The 19,098-nt window shown below is 74.8% G+C and carries 20 protein-coding genes and 1 tRNA gene; 4 read left to right on the top strand and 17 right to left on the bottom strand.

Going from position 1 to position 19,098, the window contains the following annotated elements:
* Positions 1-402 precede the first annotated feature (402 nt).
* Together ACYVGT_RS24760 and ACYVGT_RS24755 are read right to left on the bottom strand one after the other, a co-directional pair.
* Positions 403-897 carry a hypothetical protein gene (locus ACYVGT_RS24760; RefSeq protein ID WP_460862811.1) on the bottom strand — a complete coding sequence of 165 codons (495 nt, stop codon included), beginning with the start codon at positions 895-897 and terminating at the stop codon, positions 403-405.
* Positions 898-1,021: 124 nt separating this feature from the next.
* Positions 1,022-1,327: a hypothetical protein gene (locus ACYVGT_RS24755; RefSeq protein WP_460862810.1), complete on the bottom strand. Its 306-nt coding sequence runs from the start codon at positions 1,325-1,327 to the stop codon at positions 1,022-1,024.
* Positions 1,328-1,485: 158 nt separating this feature from the next.
* On the opposite strand from ACYVGT_RS24755, the gene ACYVGT_RS24750 reads away from it, so the two are divergent.
* A tRNA-Asn gene (locus ACYVGT_RS24750) sits at positions 1,486-1,558 on the top strand.
* Positions 1,559-1,743: 185 nt separating this feature from the next.
* Here the strand turns inward: ACYVGT_RS24750 and ACYVGT_RS24745 are convergent.
* The 15 genes from ACYVGT_RS24745 to ACYVGT_RS24675 form a co-directional block, all read right to left on the bottom strand.
* Positions 1,744-2,637 carry an SAM-dependent methyltransferase gene (locus ACYVGT_RS24745; protein ID WP_460862809.1) on the bottom strand — a complete coding sequence of 298 codons (894 nt, stop codon included), beginning with the start codon at positions 2,635-2,637 and terminating at the stop codon, positions 1,744-1,746.
* A 260-nt stretch (positions 2,638-2,897) separates the two neighbouring features.
* Positions 2,898-3,359: a thioesterase family protein gene (locus ACYVGT_RS24740; RefSeq protein ID WP_460862808.1), complete on the bottom strand. Its 462-nt coding sequence runs from the start codon at positions 3,357-3,359 to the stop codon at positions 2,898-2,900.
* The gene (locus tag ACYVGT_RS24735) at positions 3,356-4,369 is read right to left on the bottom strand and encodes a 3-hydroxyacyl-CoA dehydrogenase NAD-binding domain-containing protein (RefSeq protein ID WP_460862807.1); all 1,014 of its coding nucleotides are present in this window, start codon (positions 4,367-4,369) and stop codon (positions 3,356-3,358) included. The genes ACYVGT_RS24740 and ACYVGT_RS24735 overlap by 4 nt, the downstream gene beginning before the upstream one ends.
* A gap of 93 nt (positions 4,370-4,462) precedes the next feature.
* Positions 4,463-5,365 carry a beta-keto acid cleavage family enzyme gene (locus tag ACYVGT_RS24730; RefSeq protein WP_460862806.1) on the bottom strand — a complete coding sequence of 301 codons (903 nt, stop codon included), beginning with the start codon at positions 5,363-5,365 and terminating at the stop codon, positions 4,463-4,465.
* Complete coding sequence (locus tag ACYVGT_RS24725; protein WP_460862805.1) at positions 5,362-6,312, bottom strand: TetR family transcriptional regulator C-terminal domain-containing protein; 951 nt, start codon at positions 6,310-6,312, stop codon at positions 5,362-5,364. Before ACYVGT_RS24725 ends, ACYVGT_RS24730 begins: the two co-directional genes overlap by 4 nt.
* A gap of 192 nt (positions 6,313-6,504) precedes the next feature.
* The gene (locus ACYVGT_RS24720; protein WP_460862804.1) at positions 6,505-7,695 is read right to left on the bottom strand and encodes a 4-hydroxybenzoate 3-monooxygenase; all 1,191 of its coding nucleotides are present in this window, start codon (positions 7,693-7,695) and stop codon (positions 6,505-6,507) included.
* 73 nt (positions 7,696-7,768) lie between these two features.
* Positions 7,769-8,203 carry a 4-carboxymuconolactone decarboxylase gene (gene pcaC, locus ACYVGT_RS24715; protein ID WP_460862803.1) on the bottom strand — a complete coding sequence of 145 codons (435 nt, stop codon included), beginning with the start codon at positions 8,201-8,203 and terminating at the stop codon, positions 7,769-7,771.
* A 57-nt stretch (positions 8,204-8,260) separates the two neighbouring features.
* Positions 8,261-9,031 (bottom strand): 3-oxoadipate enol-lactonase, encoded by a 771-nt coding sequence (gene pcaD / locus ACYVGT_RS24710; RefSeq protein WP_460862802.1) that lies wholly within the window; start codon positions 9,029-9,031, stop codon positions 8,261-8,263.
* 174 nt (positions 9,032-9,205) lie between these two features.
* Entirely contained in the window at positions 9,206-10,585 is a 1,380-nt protein-coding gene (locus ACYVGT_RS24705; protein ID WP_460862801.1) for a lyase family protein, read from the bottom strand.
* Between the two features lie 59 nt (positions 10,586-10,644).
* Positions 10,645-11,202 carry a protocatechuate 3,4-dioxygenase subunit alpha gene (gene pcaG / locus ACYVGT_RS24700; protein ID WP_460862813.1) on the bottom strand — a complete coding sequence of 186 codons (558 nt, stop codon included), beginning with the start codon at positions 11,200-11,202 and terminating at the stop codon, positions 10,645-10,647.
* 65 nt (positions 11,203-11,267) lie between these two features.
* Positions 11,268-12,035 (bottom strand): protocatechuate 3,4-dioxygenase subunit beta, encoded by a 768-nt coding sequence (gene pcaH, locus ACYVGT_RS24695; protein ID WP_460862800.1) that lies wholly within the window; start codon positions 12,033-12,035, stop codon positions 11,268-11,270.
* Between the two features lie 110 nt (positions 12,036-12,145).
* Entirely contained in the window at positions 12,146-13,321 is a 1,176-nt protein-coding gene (locus tag ACYVGT_RS24690; protein WP_460862799.1) for a thiolase family protein, read from the bottom strand.
* Positions 13,322-13,377: 56 nt separating this feature from the next.
* Positions 13,378-14,151: a CoA-transferase subunit beta gene (locus tag ACYVGT_RS24685; RefSeq protein ID WP_460862798.1), complete on the bottom strand. Its 774-nt coding sequence runs from the start codon at positions 14,149-14,151 to the stop codon at positions 13,378-13,380.
* The gene (locus ACYVGT_RS24680; RefSeq protein WP_460862797.1) at positions 14,148-15,023 is read right to left on the bottom strand and encodes a CoA transferase subunit A; all 876 of its coding nucleotides are present in this window, start codon (positions 15,021-15,023) and stop codon (positions 14,148-14,150) included. Before ACYVGT_RS24680 ends, ACYVGT_RS24685 begins: the two co-directional genes overlap by 4 nt.
* 150 nt (positions 15,024-15,173) lie before the next feature.
* Entirely contained in the window at positions 15,174-15,995 is an 822-nt protein-coding gene (locus ACYVGT_RS24675) for an IclR family transcriptional regulator domain-containing protein (protein WP_460862796.1), read from the bottom strand.
* A 415-nt stretch (positions 15,996-16,410) separates the two neighbouring features.
* Here ACYVGT_RS24675 and ACYVGT_RS24670 point away from each other — a divergent pair, with 415 nt between their 5' ends.
* The 3 genes from ACYVGT_RS24670 to ACYVGT_RS24660 are packed head-to-tail and all read left to right on the top strand — an operon-like array spanning position 16,411 to position 19,060.
* Complete coding sequence (locus tag ACYVGT_RS24670; RefSeq protein WP_460862795.1) at positions 16,411-17,373, top strand: ABC transporter substrate-binding protein; 963 nt, start codon at positions 16,411-16,413, stop codon at positions 17,371-17,373.
* Entirely contained in the window at positions 17,370-18,224 is an 855-nt protein-coding gene (locus tag ACYVGT_RS24665) for an ABC transporter permease (RefSeq protein WP_460862794.1), read from the top strand. Before ACYVGT_RS24670 ends, ACYVGT_RS24665 begins: the two co-directional genes overlap by 4 nt.
* Positions 18,221-19,060, top strand: coding sequence for an ABC transporter permease (locus ACYVGT_RS24660; RefSeq protein WP_460862793.1), 840 nt, complete (start codon positions 18,221-18,223; stop codon positions 19,058-19,060). Before ACYVGT_RS24665 ends, ACYVGT_RS24660 begins: the two co-directional genes overlap by 4 nt.
* The last annotated feature ends 38 nt before the right edge of the window (positions 19,061-19,098 follow it).

Genomic DNA, 19,098 nt, shown 5'->3' with positions numbered 1-19,098 from the left:
CCGGGGGCGGGCCGCCCGGGCCGCCGGCGCACGGGGTGCCGGCACCCGGCGTCGGGGCGCCGGGGCGCTGCGGCGCGCCCGGACCGGTCGGCGTGCCGTGCCCGGGGAACGAGCTGTGCGCACCGTAGGGGTCGTTGGGGCCGGGGGGCGGAACGGGCGGATTGGGAGACCCCATACTGCTCCTGTCGTCGACGCGGCTCACGATCAGGCCGATCGCCGCCGCCTGGGGGATCGTCGCGGATGCACTCGACCGCGCGCGAGCGGCGCGAGCCCGGCCGACGACCGGCTTTCTCCCCCAACCGTAGGGCCTCAGCGGCAGCAAAATGTCCTGGGGGCCGATGGAATTCGTCGATTCGTCCACGTCCGGTCGGCAGTGGAACCGGAACGGGCCCCGGGGGAGTCTCAGACTCCGGTCCCCTCCCTGAGCGCCGCAAGCGCCCGGGTGACAGCCGCGCGCACCTCCGGCGCCGCGGCGTCGACCCCCTCCTCGGGATGCGACCGCCACTCCACCGCCGAGCCGCCGGGGCTGCGGCGCGCGACGAGGCGCACTCCGCCGCCGGGCACGGTGACGCGGTGCGAGGCGAGGATGGTGGCGGTGACCCGCTCGTGGACCACTCCGGCCAGCTGCCCCGGATCGCCGGCGGCCACCACCTGCTCGCCGCGGCCGGCCTCGGTAACGTGCAGGCCGTCGTCGTCCCAGTGCGCGCGGTCGATCTCCTGCCAGGGCACCCGCCGCCCGCCGGGCAGGTGCAGCGCGAGCGTGGTGGCGACCAGGTACCCGGCGCCGCCCTCCAGGGGCGCGGAGTGGGCCAGTACGCGCTCCCCCCGCTCGGTGCGCAGTCCTGCTCGGACCCCGGCGGGGAGGGGGTCGGGTCCGAGGCGGCGCAGCCAACGCATGGCTTCAGTTTAGGGGGCGGCGCCCCGCTGCGCCCGGGCGGGAGCGTGCCGGGGTGCGCGAAGGGCCCGGCGCAGTGCGCCGGGCCCTGCCCCTGCGGCCTGTGCCGGCGGGCCGCGCGGTCCGTCAGCGGTGCTGTTGCTCGGGGACCGTGCCGAGGACGATGTCGATCTCGGCCTCCTCCTCGGCGCTGGGCCGCCCGAAGAAGTCGCGCGCCGACGTGACCGGCAGCCGCTCTTCCACCTTGTGGTAGACGGCCCGCCCGGCCCCGGCAACCTGCCCGCCCACCGTGCCCGCGGCGTTCTGCACCGCGGGACTGGACACCACCTTGCGCGCCGTGCGCGCGATCTGCTCGTAGCGCTCGCGGCCGGCGCGGGTACCCAGGACGTACCCCACCGCGAGTCCGGCGGCGAACGTGATCCGGTAACGCATGGGACCCCTCTCGGTGTCGGTTCTCGGTCTCGGTACCGACGATGGGTCTGACGGTACCCCGCTGCAGGCCCGGAAACCTGTCACGAGCACGCTGCCAGGTGCGCTAGAGTAAGACGCGTCGCCAACGGGGCAGGGCCCCGGCAGCGGCGGAAAAGCCATCCCGCGTAGCTCAATCGGCAGAGCAGCCGGCTGTTAACCGGCAGGTTACTGGTTCGAGTCCAGTCGCGGGAGCAGGAACGCAGCGGGTCCTTCCAGAGAGATCTGGCGGGGCCCGCTCTTCGTGCGCCCTGCGCCCCGGCTGCGCCGGTCGGCCTGGCTGCGGCCGGCCTCCGGCAGGGCGGAGCCGGGCCGACCACGCGTGCGGCGGATGCCGCGCGGCCGCGGGCGGGTCTGGCCCAGCGGGCGGGGGGCCGGGGCTACGGCTTGCGGGCGACACCGCCGGAGATGAGCGCCCGGTTGCGGGCCGGCATGGTGTAGGTGCCGCGGCTGACCCCCGATTCGGCCGGCCGCCAGTCGTTGAGCGGGGCCAGGCCAGGCTCGACCAGCTCCCAGCCGTGGAAGTACTCGGTGATGTCCGCTGCGCTGCGCCACCAGCCCTTGCCGAGGCTCTCCAGGAACGCCCGCTGCAGCGCGACGGCGCGCCGGTTGCCCTCGGCGTCGTCCTCGGGGGTGGGGCAGTGGAAGTGGCTGATCGCGACGTGGCTGCCGGACGGGAGTGCGTCGAGGATCGCCTTGCTGCACGCGGCCGGGTCCTCGCTGGGGGCCAGGTGGTGCAGGATGCCGCCGAGTACGAGCGCGACCGGGCGGTCGAGGTCGAGCAGCCCGGTGCCGGTGGCCGCCGCCAGCAGTCCGCCGGCGTCGGTCAGGTCGCCGCGGACCACGGAGGTGACCGTGTCGGCCTCCAGCAGCGCCCGGCCGTGCGCGAGCACGATGGGGTCGTGGTCGACGTAGACGACGCAGGGGGCCGGGCGGCCGAACTTGCGCGCGGTCTCGGCGGCGACCTCGTGGACGTTGCCGTCGGTGGGCAGCCCGGAGCCGATGTCGAGGAACTGGTCGAGGCCCGCCTCGCCGGCCATGTACCGGGTGGCCCGCTGCACGAACGCCCGGTTGCCCAGCGCGAGGTCGGTGACGCCGGGCACGGCGTTCTCCGCGTAGCGCGCCATCCGGCGGTCGGCCTCGAAGTGGTCCTTGCCGCCGAGATAGTAGGAGTACACCCGGGCGACCGACGGCTCTTCCATGTCGATGTCGGGCAGGCTGAGGTACTTCTGCGCCGAGTTCTTCAGGAATTCCGGCGGGTCGATTCCGGGCATCGGCCACCTGCCTCCGCGCTCGCTGGGGGTGCGACTACGCCTCGGAGTGTAATGCGCACAAGTGCCGTTGGTAACCGGCGTGACCGGTCCGTGTCCTGGGGCGCGTCCGGAAGGCGCTCCGGCCCTCCCCAGCACCGGTCCCGCGGCCCGGCCGGCCTGCGCGGAGGCCGCAGTCCGGAGCGGCATGCGGCGGGGCCGGCGCGCCGCGCGCCGGCCCCGTCCCTTCGCTGAGCCTCCTGCCGGGCCCGGCGGCGCTCCGCTCAGCCCCGGGGCGCGGGGCCGGTGATGGCGCGGCCGGCCCAGTCGGGCAGCGGCGCCGACAGCGCGGCCAGCCGCGCGGCGACGTCGTCCGGGAACGGTGCCGACCGCCCGGACACGCCGTCCACGTGCAGCGCGAGGAGCTCCTCGGTGGCCCGCTCGGCGCCGTCCACCAGCAGCGTGTGGCAGAGCCGCAGCTTCTTGCCCTCCACCGCCGCGACCGCGGTGGCGACCTCCAGCTCGGCGCCGGGCGGCACTTCCCTCAGGTAGCGGACGTGCGCTTCGACCGTGTACAGCGAGCAGCCGGTCGCCTCCCGGTAGGCGGCGTCCAAGCCCACCCGGTCCATCAGGGCGTCGGTGGCGAAGCCGAACACCAGGACGTAGTAGCCCTCGCTGAGGTGGCCGTTGTAGTCGATCCACTCGGGCCGGACTGGTGTGCGGTACACGGCCGGCGCGCCGGTCACGCCGGACCGTCCTGCTGCGCGCCCGCGGCTTCGGCCGCTTCGGCGGCGTCCACCTCGGCCAGCGCCCGCATCACCGCGATCATGCGGCGGTCGCGCTGCTCGATGAGGCGCTCGGTGGAGCGGCCCGCAACGACCTCGTCGGTGCCGGCCACCATCGCGTCGCGCAGCTCGCGGGTGAGCTCGGGCGCCTCCAGCCGGGTCCACGGCGACTTCAGCGACGGGCCGAAGTGGTCCAGCATGTGTGCCATGCCGCCCTCGCCGCCGGCCAGGTGGAAGGTGAGGCAGGGACCGAAGAACGCCCAGCGCAGACCCATGCCGGCGGTCATCGAGCGGTCGATCTGCTCGACCGTCGCCTCGCCCTCGGCGACCATGTGCAGCGCCTCGCGCCAGGCCGCCTCCTGGATCCGGTTGCCGATGAAACCGGGGAGCTCCCGGTCCATCTCGATGACCTCCTTGCCGGCGGCCGCATAGAACTCCGCGGCCCAGCGCACCGCGGCGGCGTCGGAGGCGTCGCCGCCGACCACCTCGACCAGCGGCACCAGGTAGGGCGGATTGAACGGGTGGCCGACCACCAGCCGCCCCGGGTCCGCCGCCTTCACCTGCATCTCGGTCATCGAGTAGCCGGAGGTGGAGGAGGCGACGACCACGCCGGCCGGCGTCGCGGCGTCGATCTCGGCGAGCAGGCTCTGCTTGAGTTCGAGCCGCTCGGGTGCGCTCTCCTGGACGAAGTCGGCGCCGGACACCGCCTCGGCCAGGGTGGGCGCGACCGTCAGCCGGTCCGGCGCCGCGCCGGGCGCCAGGCCGAGCCGCTCCAGCGCAGGCCAGGCGGAGTCGACCAGCGAGCGCAGCCGCTCCTCGGCGTCGTCGGCCGGGTCCCAGGCGACCACGTCGTAGCCGCGGGCGAGGAAGTGGGCGACCCAGCCGCCGCCGATGACGCCGGCGCCGATGCAGGCGACGGTGCGCACCTGGCCGGGGTCGACCGGGGCGGCGACGGAAGTGGGCTCGGGCATGCGCGAATCCTTAATCGTGCGGGGATGTTCCGGGAGCGGGGGGCGGAGATGCGGGCGCGGGGGGCGGGCGCCGCAGTAGGGGAGGGCCCGCGGTCAGGCCGCGGCGCTGCGCAGCTTCAGCTGGGTGCGGGCCTCGTCCGGGCTGACCACGCGGGCGCCGAGCGCCTCGATGATGCCGCGGGCCTTCTCCACCAGCTGGCCGTTGGTGGCCTTCACGCCGCGGCTCAGGTAGAGGTTGTCCTCCAGGCCGACCCTGGCGTGCCCGCCGAGCAGGATCGACTGCGCCACCCACGGCATCTGCATGCGGCCGATGGAGAAGCTCGCCCACTCGGCGCCGGCCGGCAGCAGCCGCACCATCGACTGCAGCACGCCCGGGTCGGCGGGTGCGCCGTAGGGGATGCCGGTGCACAGCTGGAACATGCTCGGGTCGTCGATGAGGCCCTCGGCGTACATCTGCTTGGCGAACCAGAGGTGGCCGGTGTCGAAGATCTCCAGCTCCGGGCGGACGCCCAGCTCCTGGATGCGCTTGGCGCCGGCGCGCAGCATGTCCGGGGTGGAGATGTAGACGTTGCTGCCGTCGCCGAAGTTGAGCGTGCCGCAGTCCAGCGTGCAGATGTCGGGGAGGAGCTCCTCCACGTGCGGCAGCCGCTCCAGGCCGCCGACCAGGTCGGTGCCGGCGCCGAACGCGAACGGGTCGCCGGTGCCGATCTCCAGGTCGCCGCCCATGCCGGCGGTCAGATTGATGACGATGTCGGTGCCGGTCTCCTTGATCCGCTCGACGACCTCCCGGTAGAGGGCGTTGTCGCGGGACGGCGCACCGGTCTCGGGGTCGCGCACGTGGATGTGCACGGCGCTGGCGCCGGCCTCGGCGGCCTCCACCGCCGAGGCGGCGATCTGGGCCGGGGTGACCGGCACGTGCGGGCTGCGGCCCACGGTGTCGCCGGCGCCGGTCAGCGCGGCGGTCAGGATGACCTCGGTGTTCATGGTCTCGTTCACGGAGACTCCCGTTCTGCGTTGCGCGGGCCGGGGAGCGGCCCGGTGTGCGGGTGGGGCGGGCGGGCCTCGATCTCGTCGGCGACGAACACGGAGAGCTCGGCGCGCATCCGCTCGGCGGAGCGGCCGGGCCGGCCGGTGAGCACCTGGATGCCGAGGCCGTCGATGAGCGCGGTCAGCCGCACCGTCATCGACTCCGGATCGAGGTCGGACCGGAAGGCGCCGGAGGCGGCGCCGTCGGCCAGCGTGCCGGCGATGGTGTCGTGCCAGCGCTGGTAGGAGGCGGCGTGCAGGCCGCGCAGCTCCGGGTGGAGCGCGCTCTCGGTCCATACCTGCAGCCAGATCGACCACTCGCGGGTCAGGTGGCCCGGCGAGGGCAGCTGCAGGGCGATCAGCCGGTGCAGCCGCTCGCGGGCGTCGGTGAGGCCGTGCAGTGCGGCGACCTGCCGGTCGAACGCCTGCTTGACCGAGGAGCGCAGCGTCTCATCGAGCAGGTCGCGCAGCGTGGGGAAGTGGTAGTGGATGGTGGCGCCGGAGATCCCGCACGCCTCGGCCACGTCACTGGTGCGTACCGCGTGGTAGCCGCGCTCGGCGATCAGCTGCCAGGCCGCGTCGATGATCTGCCGACGGCGGCCGTGGTCGCGGGCCGCACGCCGGTCCGCCGCGTCCGGGGGCGGCGCCGCGGGCAGGGTGCCGCCCGGCGGGTCGGCCGAGACCGCCTTCACCGGCGCGGTGCCGTTCAGCAGCCAGTTCACGGTGACGCCGGCCGCGTCCGCGATACGGACGAGCTCCTCGGGGGTGAACCGCCGCGTGCCGTTCAGCGACTTGGACAGCTTGGTCGGCTCCAGGCCCATCCCCGCCGCGAACTCGCGCTGCGGGCGCCCGGAGCGCCGGATCAGATCGCGGACCCGGCCGCGCAGTCCCGCCTGGGGGTCCCTCGGCTCGCTCACGGTTGGCGACCGTACCCCGCCGTCGCGATTATCGCAACGCGAAGGCGGGCCGAAAGTGCCCAACAGGCGCGTTGAAATGCGGTCTGTCTGCGATGTTGCGACCAAACTGGTTGGTCATTCAGGATGGGGCGGGCGGCGGAATCCGGGCAGGCTCCGCCGCCGGCCCCCTCTCCGGCCGCGGGCGGGGCGCGCTCAGATCTGCGGCAGCCCGGTGTAGTTCTCCGCGATCGACGCCGACATCGCCGCGGAGGAGGCGATGTAGTCCAGCTGGGACTCCTGCATGCGGTGGTCGAACGGCGAGGCGTCCGGATCGACGTGCAGCATCGACGTCATCAGCCAGGAGAAGTGCTCGGCCCGCCACACCCGGCGCAGCGCGGTGGCGCCGTAGTCCCGCAGCGGGCCCGGGACGCCGCCGTGCCACGCGGTCAGTGCGTCGGCCAGCAGCATGACGTCGCGCAGAGCCAGGTTGAGGCCCTTGGCCCCGGTGGGCGGCACGATGTGCGCCGCGTCGCCGGCGAGGAAGAGCCGGCCGTGGCTCATCGGCTCGGTGACGACGCTGCGCATCGGCGTCACCCCGACGTCGGTGACCGCGCCGCGGGCGGGGCGCCAGTCCGAGCCCTCCAGGGCGAGCCGGGTGTCCAGCTCGTCCCAGATCTGCGCGTGCGTCCAGGACGCCGGGTCGGTCCCGTTGGGCACCTGCAGGTAGAGCCGGCTCACCTCGGGCGTGCGCATGCTGTACAGCGCGAATCCGCGCGCATGGCGGGAGTAGATCAGCTCGTCGATCGCCGGCGGCGCGTCGGCGAGGATGCCCAGCCAGCTGAACGGGTAGGTGCGCTCGAAGGTGCGCACCCGGTCCTGCGGGAGCGCCTGGCGGCCGATGCCGTGGAAGCCGTCGCAGGCCACCACCTGGTCGCAGTCGAGCACCTGCTCGCGGCCGCCCTGCACGAACCGGATGCGCGCGGGGCCCCCGCCGCCGGTGCCGTCGCCGCCGATGTCCTCGATCGCGGTGGCCTCGGTGTCGAACCGGAGGTCGCCGCCGTCGGCGAGCCGCCGCGCGATGAGGTCCTTGACGATCTCGGTCTGGGCGTAGACCACCACGTGCCGGCCGGTGAGGCCCTGGAAGTCGATGCGGTGGCCGCGCCCGTTGAACCGGAACTCGACCCCGTCGTGCACCGCGCCCTCGCGGTCCATCCGCTCCCCGACTCCGGCCGCGCGCAGCGCTGCCGCGGCGCCGTGCTCGACGACGCCGGCCCGCTGCCGGGCCTCGCAGTAGGCGCGGTCGCGCCGCTCCAGCACGACGGAGTCGATGCCCTGCAGGTGGAGGAGGTGGGAGAGGAACAGCCCGGCGGGGCCGGCTCCGATAATGCCGACGGTGGTGCGCATGGTCGAGACCTCGGTCTTCTGCGGTGCGGGTGGAGGGGAGGGGGAGCGGCAGGCGCCGGGAGGGCCCGCCGGGTCAGTCCGGCAGGCCGTGCTCGCGGATCTCGTCCAGGACGGGGCGGGCGATGCCGAACGCCTTGTTCGCCGCGGGCACGCCGCAGTAGACGGCCGCCTGCAGGAAGACCGCGCGGATCTCGTCGTCGGAGAGCCCGTTGCGCTTGGCGGCGCGGACGTGCATCGCCAGCTCGTCCCAGTGGCCCTTGGCGACCAGGGCGGTGAGCACCATGCAGCTGCGGGTGCGCCGGTCCAGCGTCGTGTCGGTCCAGATCTCGCCCCAGGCGTAGCGGGTGATGAAGTCCTGGAACGGCGCGCTGAACCCGTCGGCGGCGGCCGAGGCGCGGTCGACGTGGGTACTGCCGAGTACGCTGCGGCGCACGTCCATGCCGGCGGAGCGGCGGCCGGCGTCGGTGCCGTCCAGTGCCGCGTGGGCCTCGTTCGCGGGGTCGGCCATGGGGGTCCTCTCGGTCGGGTGCCGCTGCGGCGCGGGCGGCGGGGGAGCGGCGGTGTGTCAGGAGAAGTGCTCGACGAGCAGCGCGTTCACTTCGTCGGGGCGCTCCCACGAGGAGAGGTGCGCCCCGCCGGGCAGTACACTCGCCCGCGCACCGGGAACGGCGGAGGCGATGGCCCGGAGCTGCGGCGGCGGTGTTGACGGGTCGTCCGGGCCGGCGATGGCTAGCGTCGGCGCGCAGATCCGCCCGAGGCCGCCGGTGAGGTCCATGGCGCCGATCGCGTCGCAGCACGCCGCGTAGCCCGCGGCCGGTGTCGCCGCCACCATGGCGCGCATCCGCTCCACCACCTCCGGGTGGGCCGCGGCGTAGCCCTCGGTGAACCAGCGGCCGACGACCGCGTCCGCGACCGCTGCGGTGCCTTCCTCGCGGACGGCCGCGGCCCGCTCGCCCCACGACTCGGCAGTGCCGAGCCGGGCCGCGGTGCACAGCAGCGCGAGGCGCTCGATCCGCTCGGGGGCGTGCGCGGCGAGGTGCATGCCCACCATGCCGCCCAGGGACAGCCCGGCGAAGCGGACCCGCTCCAGGCCGAGCCGGTCGAACAGCCGCAGCGCGTCGCCGGCCAGGTCGGCGACGGAGGTGGAACCGGCGCCGTCCGGGACCGGGGAGCCGCCGTGCCCGCGGTGGTCGTAGCGCACCACCCGGAACCCCGCCCCGGTCAGGGCCGCGAGCTGCGGCTCCCACATGTCCAGGCTGCTGCCGAGCGAGCCGGCGAGCACGACGGGCGGCCCGTCCGCGGGGCCGTCGGCCCGGTAGTGGACGTCGATCGCCATGCGGTCCTCATCTCTGGTCTGGGGGCGTCTGCTGCTCGTTCGGGGGTCTGCTCTACTCGCGGGCAGTGCCGCTGCCGCTGCCGGTCCGGTGCGCTCCCGCGGCCGCGGTTCCGCGCCCCGGCGGACAGCCCGCACGGCGCTCCGCTCTGCACCGGCGGGCCGCGGCCGGGCCGTTCAGGACGGCGGCGCGGGCGCCGGCCGTCCCGCGGCCTCCAGCGCGGCCGCGGTCAGCGCGTCCGCGGAGCCGAGGTAGCCGGCCGGGTCGAGGAGCGCGGCGATCTGCTCCGGTGTCCGGTGCCCCGGTCCGGCTGCGGGCAGCCGTTCGGCCAGAGCCGCCGCCAGACCGGTACCGTCCGCCGCGGCCGCCGCACACGCCGCCTGGACCCGCTCGTGCGCCGGCAGCCGTCCGAGCTCGGGGGCCAGGTCCGTGGCGACGCGCTCGGCCAGCGGGAAGCCGCCGGTCAGATCGAGGTTGGCGCGCATGCGCTCCGGGTGCACCCGGAGCCGGTCCAGCGAGGCCGACAGCCAGGACACCGCCGAGCCGGTGCCGCGCAGCAGCCGGTCCAGCGCCGGCCACTCCGCCTGCCAGCCGCCGGCGGCGCGCTGGTGCTGCTGGTGGAGCTGGGCGCTGAACAGGGCTGCGGCCAGCGGGGGCAGCTGCTCGGCGCAGGACACCGCGCAGACCGCCGCGACCGGGTTGCGCTTGTGCGGCAGGGTGGAGGAGCCGCCGACGCCGTCGCCGCCCGCCTCGGTGACCTCGCCGACCTCGGTCTGGGCGAGCAGCACGATGTCGCCGGCCGCCTTGCCCGCCGCCCCGCCGGTCCGGGCCAGCGCCGCGGCGATCGCGGTGACGGGCCCCCGGTCGGTGTGCCACGGCAGCGGCGGCCGGGCCAGGCCGAGCTCGTCCGCGAACGCCGCTGCCACCGCCGGGCCGTCGGACCCGAGCGAGGCGAGCGTGCCCGCGGCGCCGCCGAGCTGCGCGGGGGCGGCGTCCAGGGCATCGCCGAGCGCCGCGGAGGCGGTGTGCAGGCCGGTCAGCCAGCCGGCGGCGGCCAGCCCGAACGTGGTCGGCAGCGCCTGCTGCAGGAGCGTGCGGCCGGCCATCACGGTGCCGCGGTGCGCGGCGGCGAGCCCGGCCAGGCGGTCCGCAGCGGCATCGGCCTCCGCGCGCACCGCGGCACCGGCGCGCCGGGCGACCAGCATCGCCGCGGTGTCCATGATGTCCTGGCTGGTCGCCCCCTGGTGCACGTGCCGGGCGGCATCGGGGCCGGCCGCGTCCCCGACCGCGGTCGTGAGCGCCTTCACCAGCGGCACCACCGGGTTGGCGGCGTCAGCGGAGCGGGCGCCGACCGCTTCCGGTGCCAGGTCCAGGTCCGCGCAGGCGGCGGTGACCGCCTGCGCGTGCGCACCGGAGGCCAGGCCGGCGCGGGCGAGCGCCCGGGCCAGGGCGGCCTCGGCGTCGAGCAGGGCCCGCAGCCACGCCGCGTCCCCGGTCTGCTCGGCGGCCGGGCCGCGGGCGAACATCGCCCCCGCGACGCCGGTCAGGCTGTCCATCGCACTCCCTTTCCTGCTGCCGGGCACCGGCCCGGCGCGCCCCGCCGCAGCAGCGCGCCTCAGATGTCGAAGAAGACAGTCTCCCCGTCCCCCTGCAAGCGGATGTCGAACCGGTAGCCGTCCGGCGCGGCGGCCGCCACTAGCGTCTCCCGGGCCCGGGCGTCGCCGATCGACGACAGCACCGGGTCGGCGGCGTTGGCCGCCGCCTCCTCGGGGAAGTAGATGCGGGTGACGGTGCGGTGCAGCATCCCGCGCGCGAACACCGACACGTCGATGTGCGGAGCCTGCAGCCCGTGCGGGGACGGCACCGGGCCCGGCTTGAGGGTGTACACCGCGAACCGCCCCCCGGCGTCGGTGGCGCAGCGCGCGAACCCGCGGAACCCGGGGCGCTGCACCGCGCCCCGCGGGTCGTCGGGGTGGTCGAAGCGGCCGTCCGGGTCGGCCTGCCAGGTCTCGATCAGCCCGTCGCCGACCGGCGCGCCCGCGCCGTCGGTGAGCACCCCGGTGATCCACACGCCGCCCGGCGCGTCTTCGGCGAGCGCGTAGGGGCCGTCCGGCCAGGGCAGCCCGATGTGCAGGTAGGGGCCGACCGTCTGGGACGGCGTGGTCGGCGGCAGCGGCGCGCCCGGGGCGGTGCCGCCGGCGTCCGCGGCGGGTGCGGCGCCGGATCCGGTTGCGGTGCTCATTCGTCGTCGTCCTCCACAGCGAGCTCGTTCTCGAAGACGGTCGAGTCCCGGCCGCGCAGCACGATGTCCCACGCGAAGGCCAGCGCCCACTCGGGCCGCGTCGCGGCGTGGTCGTACCGGGCCACGAGGCGCTCGCGCGCCGCCTCGTCCGGGATCGAGTTCCACATCGGGTCCTGGAAGAACAGCGGGTCGCCCGGGAAGTACATCTGGGTGACCAGCCGCTGCGTGAAGGCGCGCCCGAACAGCGAGAAGTGGATGTGCGCCGGCCGCCACGCGTTGTCGTGGTTCTTCCACGGGTAGGCGCCCGGCTGGACGGTGGTGAACTCGTAGCGGCCCGCAGCGTCGGTCACGGTGCGCCCCACGCCGGTGAAGTTGGGGTCGAGCGGGCTGGGCCAGTTGTCGCCGGTGTGCCGGTAGCGGCCGCCGGCGTTGGCCTGCCAGATCTCGACGAGCGTGTGCGGCACCGGGCTGCCGTCGCTGTCCCGCACCTGCCCGTGCACCACGATGCGCTGCCCCTGCGGTTCGCCGCGGTGCTGGCGGGTGAGGTCGTTGTCCAGGTCGCCGATCCGGTCCTCGCCCAGCAGCGGCCCGGTCACCTCGGTGAGCAGGTGCGGGAGCAGCTCCAGGCGGCGCTGCGGGTGGCGCAGCGCGGTGCTGCCGTAGCCGGGATAGTCCAGCGGCGGATGGACGGCGTGGTCGCGCAGGTAGCTCTGCGTTCCCGGCGGGGCGGAGGCGGCCGCCTCCGGGGTGGGTCCCTCGCTCATGATGGTGTGCCTTCTGTGCATCTCGGCGCCCGGGGCGGGCGCCCCGGGCGGTTGCTGCCCGGCCCTGCTGCGGAACCGGGGAAGCTGCGGTGCTGCCGTGCCGTGCGCCGCTATGCCTGCAGTACCATGGCGAGGCCCTGGCCGACACCGATGCAGATCGCGGCCAGGCCCCACCCGCCGCCGCGGCGGCGCAGCGCGTGCGCGAGCGCGCCGAGGATGCGCGCGCCCGAGGCGCCCAGCGGGTGGCCGATGGCGATGGCGCCGCCGTCCGGGTTCACGATCTCCGGATCCAGCCCGTCCCAGCTGCGCAGGCAGGCCAGCGACTGGGCGGCGAACGCCTCGTTCAGCTCGACCGCGGCCAGGTCGCCCCAGCCGATGCCGGCCCGGCGCAGCGCCGTCTCGGCCGCCGCGACCGGGCCGACGCCGAACCGGTGCGGCTCGACCCCGGCCACGCCGCGCGCCACGATCCGGGCGAGCGGCTCCCGGCCCGCGGCGCGGGCCGCCTCGGCAGAGCCGATGAGCACGGCTGCGGCGCCGTCGTTGAGCGGCGACGCGTTGCCGGCGGTGATGGTGCCGTCCGGCCGGAACGCCGGGCGCAGCCCGGCCAGCTTCTGGGGCGTGGACGCCCGGATGCTCTCGTCGCGCTCCAGCTCCGCGCCGGGCACCGGCACGATCTGGTCGGCGAACCGGCCCTGCTCCCACGCCGCCGCCGCGTTGGCGTGGCTGCGCGCCGCGAACGCGTCCTGCTCAGCGCGGCCGATGCCGAACTCCGCGGCGATCTGCTCGGTGGCCTCGCCGAGCGACACCGTCCACGCCGGGTCCATCCGCGGGTTGGTCATCCGCCAGCCCAGCGTGGTCGAGTGCAGCGTCTCGTGCCCGGCCGGGAAGCCCTTGGCCGGCTTCTGCAGCACCCACGGTGCGCGGCTCATCGACTCGACGCCGCCGGCCAGCACCAGGTCGGCGTCGCCCACGGCGACCGCGCGGTTGGCGGCGATGGCCGCCTCCAGCCCCGAGCCGCAGAGCCGGTTGAGGGTGGCGCCCGGCACGGTCACCGGCAGCCCCGCCAGCAGCGCCGCCATCCGCGCGACGTTGCGGTTGTCCTCGCCGGCGCCGTTGGCGTCGCCGAAGTAGACGTCGTCGATCGCGGCCGGGTCCAGGTCGGGCGCGCGGTCCACGAGTGCGCGGACCGTGTGCGCGGCCAGGTCGTCGGGGCGGACCCCGGACAGCGCGCCGCCGTATTTGCCGAACGGGGTGCGGACGGCGTCGATCACGTAGGCGTCGGTCATGGCGGCGGCCTCCAGGGGGTGCGCTGCGGGCGGTGGCGGTCGGGGAGCGGTGCCGGTCAGCCGCGGGCGGTGAGTGAGCGGAGCACGGCGAGGGTTTCGGCGTCGGGCTCGGGCGTCTCGGCCAGGTCGGCGGCGACCGCGAGGTCCCAGCCGGTGGCGGCGCGGGCCTCCTCGGCGGTCACCCCGGGGTGCACGCTGGTGAGGGTGAGCTCGCGGGTGGCCGGGTCGGGCTCCAGGACGCCGAGGTCGGTGATGACCCGGGTCGGACCGGCGCCGCGCAGCCCGAGGCGCTCGCGGTCGCCCGGCCCGCGGCCGTGGCCGACCGAGGTGGTGAAGTCGACCTCGGAGACGAACGTCCGCACCGACTGGCGCACGATCACGATCACCTCGCGGCAGTTGGCCGCGATCTCGGGTGCGCCGCCGGCGCCGGGCAGCCGCACCTTCGGGTCGGCGTAGTCGCCGATGACGGTGGTGTTGATGTTGGCGTACCGGTCGATCTGGGCGGCGCCGAGGAAGCCGACGTCGATCCGGCCCGGCTGCAGCCAGTAGTTGAACACTTCGGGCACCGGCACCACGGTGTCGGCGGTCTCGGCCAGTTCGCCGTCGCCGATGGACAGCGGCAGCGTCGACGGAGCGGCGCCCAGAGTGCCCGACTCGTAGATCATCCACAGGTCCGGGGCGTGCGTGCGGCGGGCGACGTTGGCCGCGGTGCTGGGCAGGCCGATGCCGACGAAGCAGGCGGTGCCCGGGCGCAGGGCGCGGGCGGCGGTGGCCGTCATGATCTCGTCGGCGGTGTAGGCGCGGGTGCCGCTGGGGGCGGGGGCGGTCATGCCGTGTCCTCTCCGTGCTGCCGGCCGGCGGCCGGCTGGCCGGAACCGGCCGGTGCCGATGGTGCTGCCGGCGCCGCGCCGAACACCTCGTCGCGGAGCCAGTCGGCGAACCGGTCGCGGTCCCGGCTCACCGCGTCCCAGTCGCGGTAGGCGGCGTTGTCGCGGGCATAGTAGCCGTGCGTGTAGGAGGGGCGTGCGCCGCCCGGCACCACCGCCACGGCCGTCACGGTGCGCGCGGGCAGGATCACCTGTCCGGCGACGGGTTCGAGTTCGTCGACGATCTCCTCGACGGTCACCAGGGACCGCTCCGAGGACAGCACGGCTTCCTTCTGGATGCCGGTGATGCCCCACATCTGCACGTTGCCGTGCCGGTCGGCGCGCTGGGCGTGCACGATCGCCACGTCCGGGTTGAGGGCCGGCACGGCGGCCAGCTCCTCGCCGGTGAACGGGCAGGTGATCGGCTTGATGGTGGGCGTCTGCCCGACCAGGTCGGTGCCGCTGTAGCCGCGCAGCACCGCGAACGGCAGCCCCGAGGCGCCGGCGACGTAGCGGTTGGCCATCCCGGCGTGGCTGTGCTCCTCGATCTCCAGCGGAGCAGGCCAGGCGTTGGCGACGGCGTCGCGGAACCGGTGCAGCGATCCCACGCCGGGGTTGCCGCCCCAGGAGAAGACCAGCTTGCGGGCGCAGCCGGCGCCGATCAGCTGGTCGTAGACGATGTCGGGGGTCATGCGCACCAGCGTCAGGTCTCTGCGGCCCTGCCGGATGATCTCGTGGCCGGCGCCCACCGGGATCAGGTGGGTGAAGCCCTCCAGCGCGACCGTGTCCCCGTCGTGGACGAGCAGGCGGACGCCCTCGTCCAGCGGCACGATCATAGATCCACCCTTCGTTCGTATGCCGAATTAGTGTTCTCAATGCGAACGCTTCTCGGCAGACGTTAGCCACGCCCGCGGCCCGGGTCAAGGGTCCGGCCGCGCGGCCGGTGCGCGCCGGCGGGGCGGGGCCGGGGCGCACCGGCGGGTCGGTCAGGCTCCGCGGGAGGCCGTCCGGGTGGCGATGTCGAGGTCGGCTTCGATGCGCGCGGTGGTGGCCAGCAGCTCCGGCAGCAGGTCGGAGCGGAGGCCCTGGACCGAGCGGCGGTTGGCCTGGGCGGAGATGTTGGCCGCGGCGACGACGCGGCCGTCCCGGTCCTTCACCGGTGCCGCGATCGAGCGCAGCCCTTCCTCCAGCTCCTGGTCGACGATGGCCCACCCCTGGGTGCGGGCCCGCTCGATCTCGGTGCGCAGCGCGGCGCGGTCGGTGACGGTGTGCGACGTGAGCGCGGGCAGGGCGACCCGGTCGAGGTAGGCGTCGAGCTCCTCGCGGGGCAGGTCGGTCAGCAGGACCCGGCCCATCGAGGTGAAGCAGGCGGGGAAGCGGGTGCCCACGCTGATCGCCACCGTCATGATGCGCGACGTCGCCGCGCGGGCCACGTAGACCACGGCGTCGCCGTCCAGTACCGACACCGAGGACGATTCGCGCACCTCGGCGGCGAGCGCCTGCAGGTGCGGCTGGGCCACCTCCGGCAGGCCCGCGGCGGACAGGTAGGCGTAGCCGAGGTCGAGGACGCGGGGGGCGAGCGCGAACAGCCGGCCGTCGAAGCGCACATAGCCCAGGTCGACCAGGGTCAGCAGGAACCGGCGGGCGGCGGCGCGGGTGAGCCCCGTGGTGCGGGCGACCTCGCTGAGCGTCATCTCCGGCCGCTCGTCGGAGAACGCGCGGATCACGGCGAGGCCGCGTTCGAGCGACCGCACGAAGTGGTCGCCGCGCGCCTCGTCGGCCGGAGCGGGGGGATCGGTCTCGGTCATCGTCGGCTCTCTCCGGGGTATCCGGGCGGGTTTCGGCGATGTTCTCACAACGAACAGCGCGGCCGCGGCGAAAGCGGGCGGAGGATCGCCCGACGACCGGGTGAGCCCATCGTGCTACCCCCGTGACCCGGGGCGGAGTGCCCTGGCGGGCGTCGCGGCCGCGGCCCCAGAATGAGTTGACGGGCGATGTGAGATCGGTTACGTTCGCGATCAGAACAATCGTTCGCAAGACGCACAATCGGTGCAGTGGGGCGGGTCACCAGCGAATCGCCTCCGCAGCACCGGCGTCCCGGCGCTCTCCCGCAGCAGCGGCTGCGCCTCACGGGAATCCCGCGCCCCGCCAGGCTCTGCGCCACCCCCTATTCTCAGCTCCGCACCCCCACTCCCCCCGACCCATATTCTGAAGGAGAGCCCGATGCGTCGCAGACTCCTCGCCGCGGCCGGATCCGCGGTGCTGCTGGTTTCCACCAGCGCCTGCGGTGGCGGAAACGAAGAGACCGAGGACGGCCTGACCAAGGTCTCCGTCGGCGCCATCCCCATCGTCGACGTGGCACCGCTCCACCTCGGCATCGACCAGGGCTATTTCGAGACCCAGGGGCTCGACGTCGAGGTCACCAACACCAGCGGCGGTGCCCAGGCGGTTCCCGGCGTCGTCAGCGGCGACTTCGACTTCGCCTTCGGCAACGTCACCTCGCTGATCGTCGCCCAGAACGAGGACCTGCCGCTGGAGGTGGTCACCAACGGTGTCTCCTCCACCGGCAAGGACGGCGAGGACTTCGGCGGCATCGTGGTGCCCGAGGACAGCTCCATCACCGGCCCCGAGCAGCTTGAGGGCAAGACCGTCGCGGTGAACAACCTGGAGAACATCGGCGACACCACCGTGCGCAACTCCGTGCGCGAGGCCGGCGGCGACCCCTCCGACATCAAGTTCATGGAGCTGCCGTTCCCGGACATGCCGGCAGCGGTGGAGAAGGGCGAGGTCGACGCCGCCTGGATCGTCGAGCCGTTCCTCACCACCGCGATCGAGGGCGGCGCCACCGAGATCGCCTCCAACTTCGTGGACGCCCACGAAGAGCTCACCATCGCGGTCTACTTCACCAGCCAGCAGGTCGCCCAGCAGGACCCCGAGCTGGTGGACAAGTTCACCACCGCGATGAACCACTCCCTCTCCTACGCCGACTCCAACCCGGAGGAGGTGCGGCGCATCCTCGGCACCTACACCGACATGGACGAGGCGCTCATCGAGGAGATCCGGCTGCCCGCCTTCCCGCCGGAGCCGAACATGGAGTCGGTGGAGACCGTCTCCGGGATGATGGAGGACGACGGGCTCATCGACAGCCCGGCCGACCTCGAAGCGCTCTTCCCCGGCCGGTCGTGACCGTGCAGTCACCGGCCGCACCCGCGCCCCCGGCGGCGCCCGCCGAACCCGCTCCGCAGCGGGTCCGGCGGGCCCGCCGCGGCGGCGGCACCGCGCTCCTGGGCGCGCTCGGTGTGGCCGTGTTCCTCCTCGTCTGGGAGGCGGTGCCGCGCACCGGCGCCGTCTCGGCCGACTACCTGCCGCCGGCCTCCACCGTGCTCGCCACCCTGATCGAGCGCGCCGGGACGGAAGGCTTCTGGATCGCGGTCGCCGACACCGTCACCGCCTGGAGCATCGGCCTGGCGATCGCCGTCGCGGCCGCCGTGGTCCTCGGCTTCGCCATCGGCGCAGTGCCGGTGCTGCGCGCCTTCACCGCGTCCACGGTCGAGTTCCTGCGGCCGATCCCGTCGGTGGCGCTCATCCCGCTCGCCATCCTGATCTACGGCACCAGCCTCGAATCGACGCTGCTCCTGGTCGTCTACGCCGCCTTCTGGCAGGTCTACATCCAGGTGCTGTACGGGGTGGCCGACATCGACCCGGTCGCCGACCAGACCGCCCGCAGCTACGGGCTGGGCCGGTGGGCGCGCATCCGCCACATCATGTGGCCGACCGCGCTGCCCTACCTGCTCACCGGTGTCCGGCTCGGCGCGGCCGTCGCGCTGATCCTCACCATCACCGCCCAGCTCACCATCGGCAGCCCCGGCCTGGGGCAGGAGATCTCCGTGGCCCAGTCCAGCGGGGCGCCCGCAGTCGTCTACGCCCTGATCGTCGCCACCGGCGTGCTCGGCGTCGCCGTCAACGTCGGCGTCCGCGCCGTCGAGCGCCGCGTCCTGCGGTGGCACCCCTCCATCCGCGGGGAGGCCGCCGTATGACCGCCGCCACCGCCCGGACCCGGGCCCCGGGAGCATCCGGTGCCGCGCGCCGCAGCCCGCTGCGCCGCGCCGCGGGCGCCGTCGCGCGCGCCCTGCTGCTGCCGGCCGTCCTCATCGGCGTGTGGTGGGCGGTCGCGGCCGGCGGCCAGCTGTACTACATGCCCACGCCCGACGTGATCGCCACGACCTTCAGAGAGGTCTGGGTCGGCGAGCGGTTCCGCACCGACGCCGTCCCCAGCATCGTGCTGCTGCTCACCGGCTTCGCGCTGGCCGCGGTGCTGGGTGTCGCGCTGGGCATCGCGCTCGGCCTCGCCCCCCGGCTGCGCGCCTTCGCCGAACCGGTGCTGGAGTTCCTGCGCGCCATCCCGCCGCCGGTCCTGGTGCCCCTGCTGATGCTGCTCGTCGGCCTCGACTCCTCGATGCGGGTCGCCGTCATCGTCTCCGGCTGCCTGTGGCCGGTGCTGCTCAACACCATCGAGGGCGTGCGCGCCGTCGACCCGGTGCTCAGCGAGACCTGCCGCGTCTACGGCGTCCGCGGCCGGCGCCGCCTCACCACGCTGGTGCTGCGCTCGGCCAGCCCGCAGATCGCCGCCGGACTCCGCCAGGCGCTGTCGATCGCCATCATCCTCATGGTGATCAGCGAGATGTTCGCCAGCTCCAGCGGACTGGGCTTCGCCATCGTCCAGTTCCAGCGCGGCTTCGCCATCCCCGAGATGTGGACCGGCATCCTCCTGCTCGGCCTGCTCGGCGTGGTGCTCTCCGCCGCGTTCGCGCTGACCGAGCGCCGCCTGCTCGCCTGGCACCGCGGCGTCCGCGCCGCAGCGCGCGGGGAGTGACCCGGTGACCGCCCCCGTCCACCCCCTCCGTACAGGGA

The organism is Nocardiopsis coralliicola, from assembly GCF_054779695.1.
Note: the sequence above shows the minus strand (reverse complement) of the source record. Positions and strands in the feature narration are given on the sequence as shown.

Bases quoted from the DNA above. Each gene is read 5' to 3' on its own strand.
- ACYVGT_RS24705 (WP_460862801.1), bottom strand. From the start codon at position 10,585: ATGGACAGCCTGACCGGCGTCGCGGGGGCGATGTTCGCCCGCGGCCCG.
- ACYVGT_RS24755 (WP_460862810.1), bottom strand. From the start codon at position 1,327: ATGCGTTACCGGATCACGTTCGCCGCCGGACTCGCGGTGGGGTACGTC.
- ACYVGT_RS24680 (WP_460862797.1), bottom strand. From the start codon at position 15,023: ATGATCGTGCCGCTGGACGAGGGCGTCCGCCTGCTCGTCCACGACGGG.
- ACYVGT_RS24670 (WP_460862795.1), top strand. From the start codon at position 16,411: ATGCGTCGCAGACTCCTCGCCGCGGCCGGATCCGCGGTGCTGCTGGTT.
- ACYVGT_RS24720 (WP_460862804.1), bottom strand. From the start codon at position 7,695: ATGCGCACCACCGTCGGCATTATCGGAGCCGGCCCCGCCGGGCTGTTC.
- pcaH (WP_460862800.1), bottom strand. From the start codon at position 12,035: ATGAGCGAGGGACCCACCCCGGAGGCGGCCGCCTCCGCCCCGCCGGGA.
- ACYVGT_RS24745 (WP_460862809.1), bottom strand. From the start codon at position 2,637: ATGCCCGGAATCGACCCGCCGGAATTCCTGAAGAACTCGGCGCAGAAG.
- pcaC (WP_460862803.1), bottom strand. From the start codon at position 8,203: ATGGCCGACCCCGCGAACGAGGCCCACGCGGCACTGGACGGCACCGAC.
- ACYVGT_RS24690 (WP_460862799.1), bottom strand. From the start codon at position 13,321: ATGACCGACGCCTACGTGATCGACGCCGTCCGCACCCCGTTCGGCAAA.
- ACYVGT_RS24685 (WP_460862798.1), bottom strand. From the start codon at position 14,151: ATGACCGCCCCCGCCCCCAGCGGCACCCGCGCCTACACCGCCGACGAG.
- ACYVGT_RS24760 (WP_460862811.1), bottom strand. From the start codon at position 897: ATGCGTTGGCTGCGCCGCCTCGGACCCGACCCCCTCCCCGCCGGGGTC.
- ACYVGT_RS24675 (WP_460862796.1), bottom strand. From the start codon at position 15,995: ATGACCGAGACCGATCCCCCCGCTCCGGCCGACGAGGCGCGCGGCGAC.
- ACYVGT_RS24735 (WP_460862807.1), bottom strand. From the start codon at position 4,369: ATGCCCGAGCCCACTTCCGTCGCCGCCCCGGTCGACCCCGGCCAGGTG.
- ACYVGT_RS24660 (WP_460862793.1), top strand. From the start codon at position 18,221: ATGACCGCCGCCACCGCCCGGACCCGGGCCCCGGGAGCATCCGGTGCC.
- pcaD (WP_460862802.1), bottom strand. From the start codon at position 9,031: ATGGCGATCGACGTCCACTACCGGGCCGACGGCCCCGCGGACGGGCCG.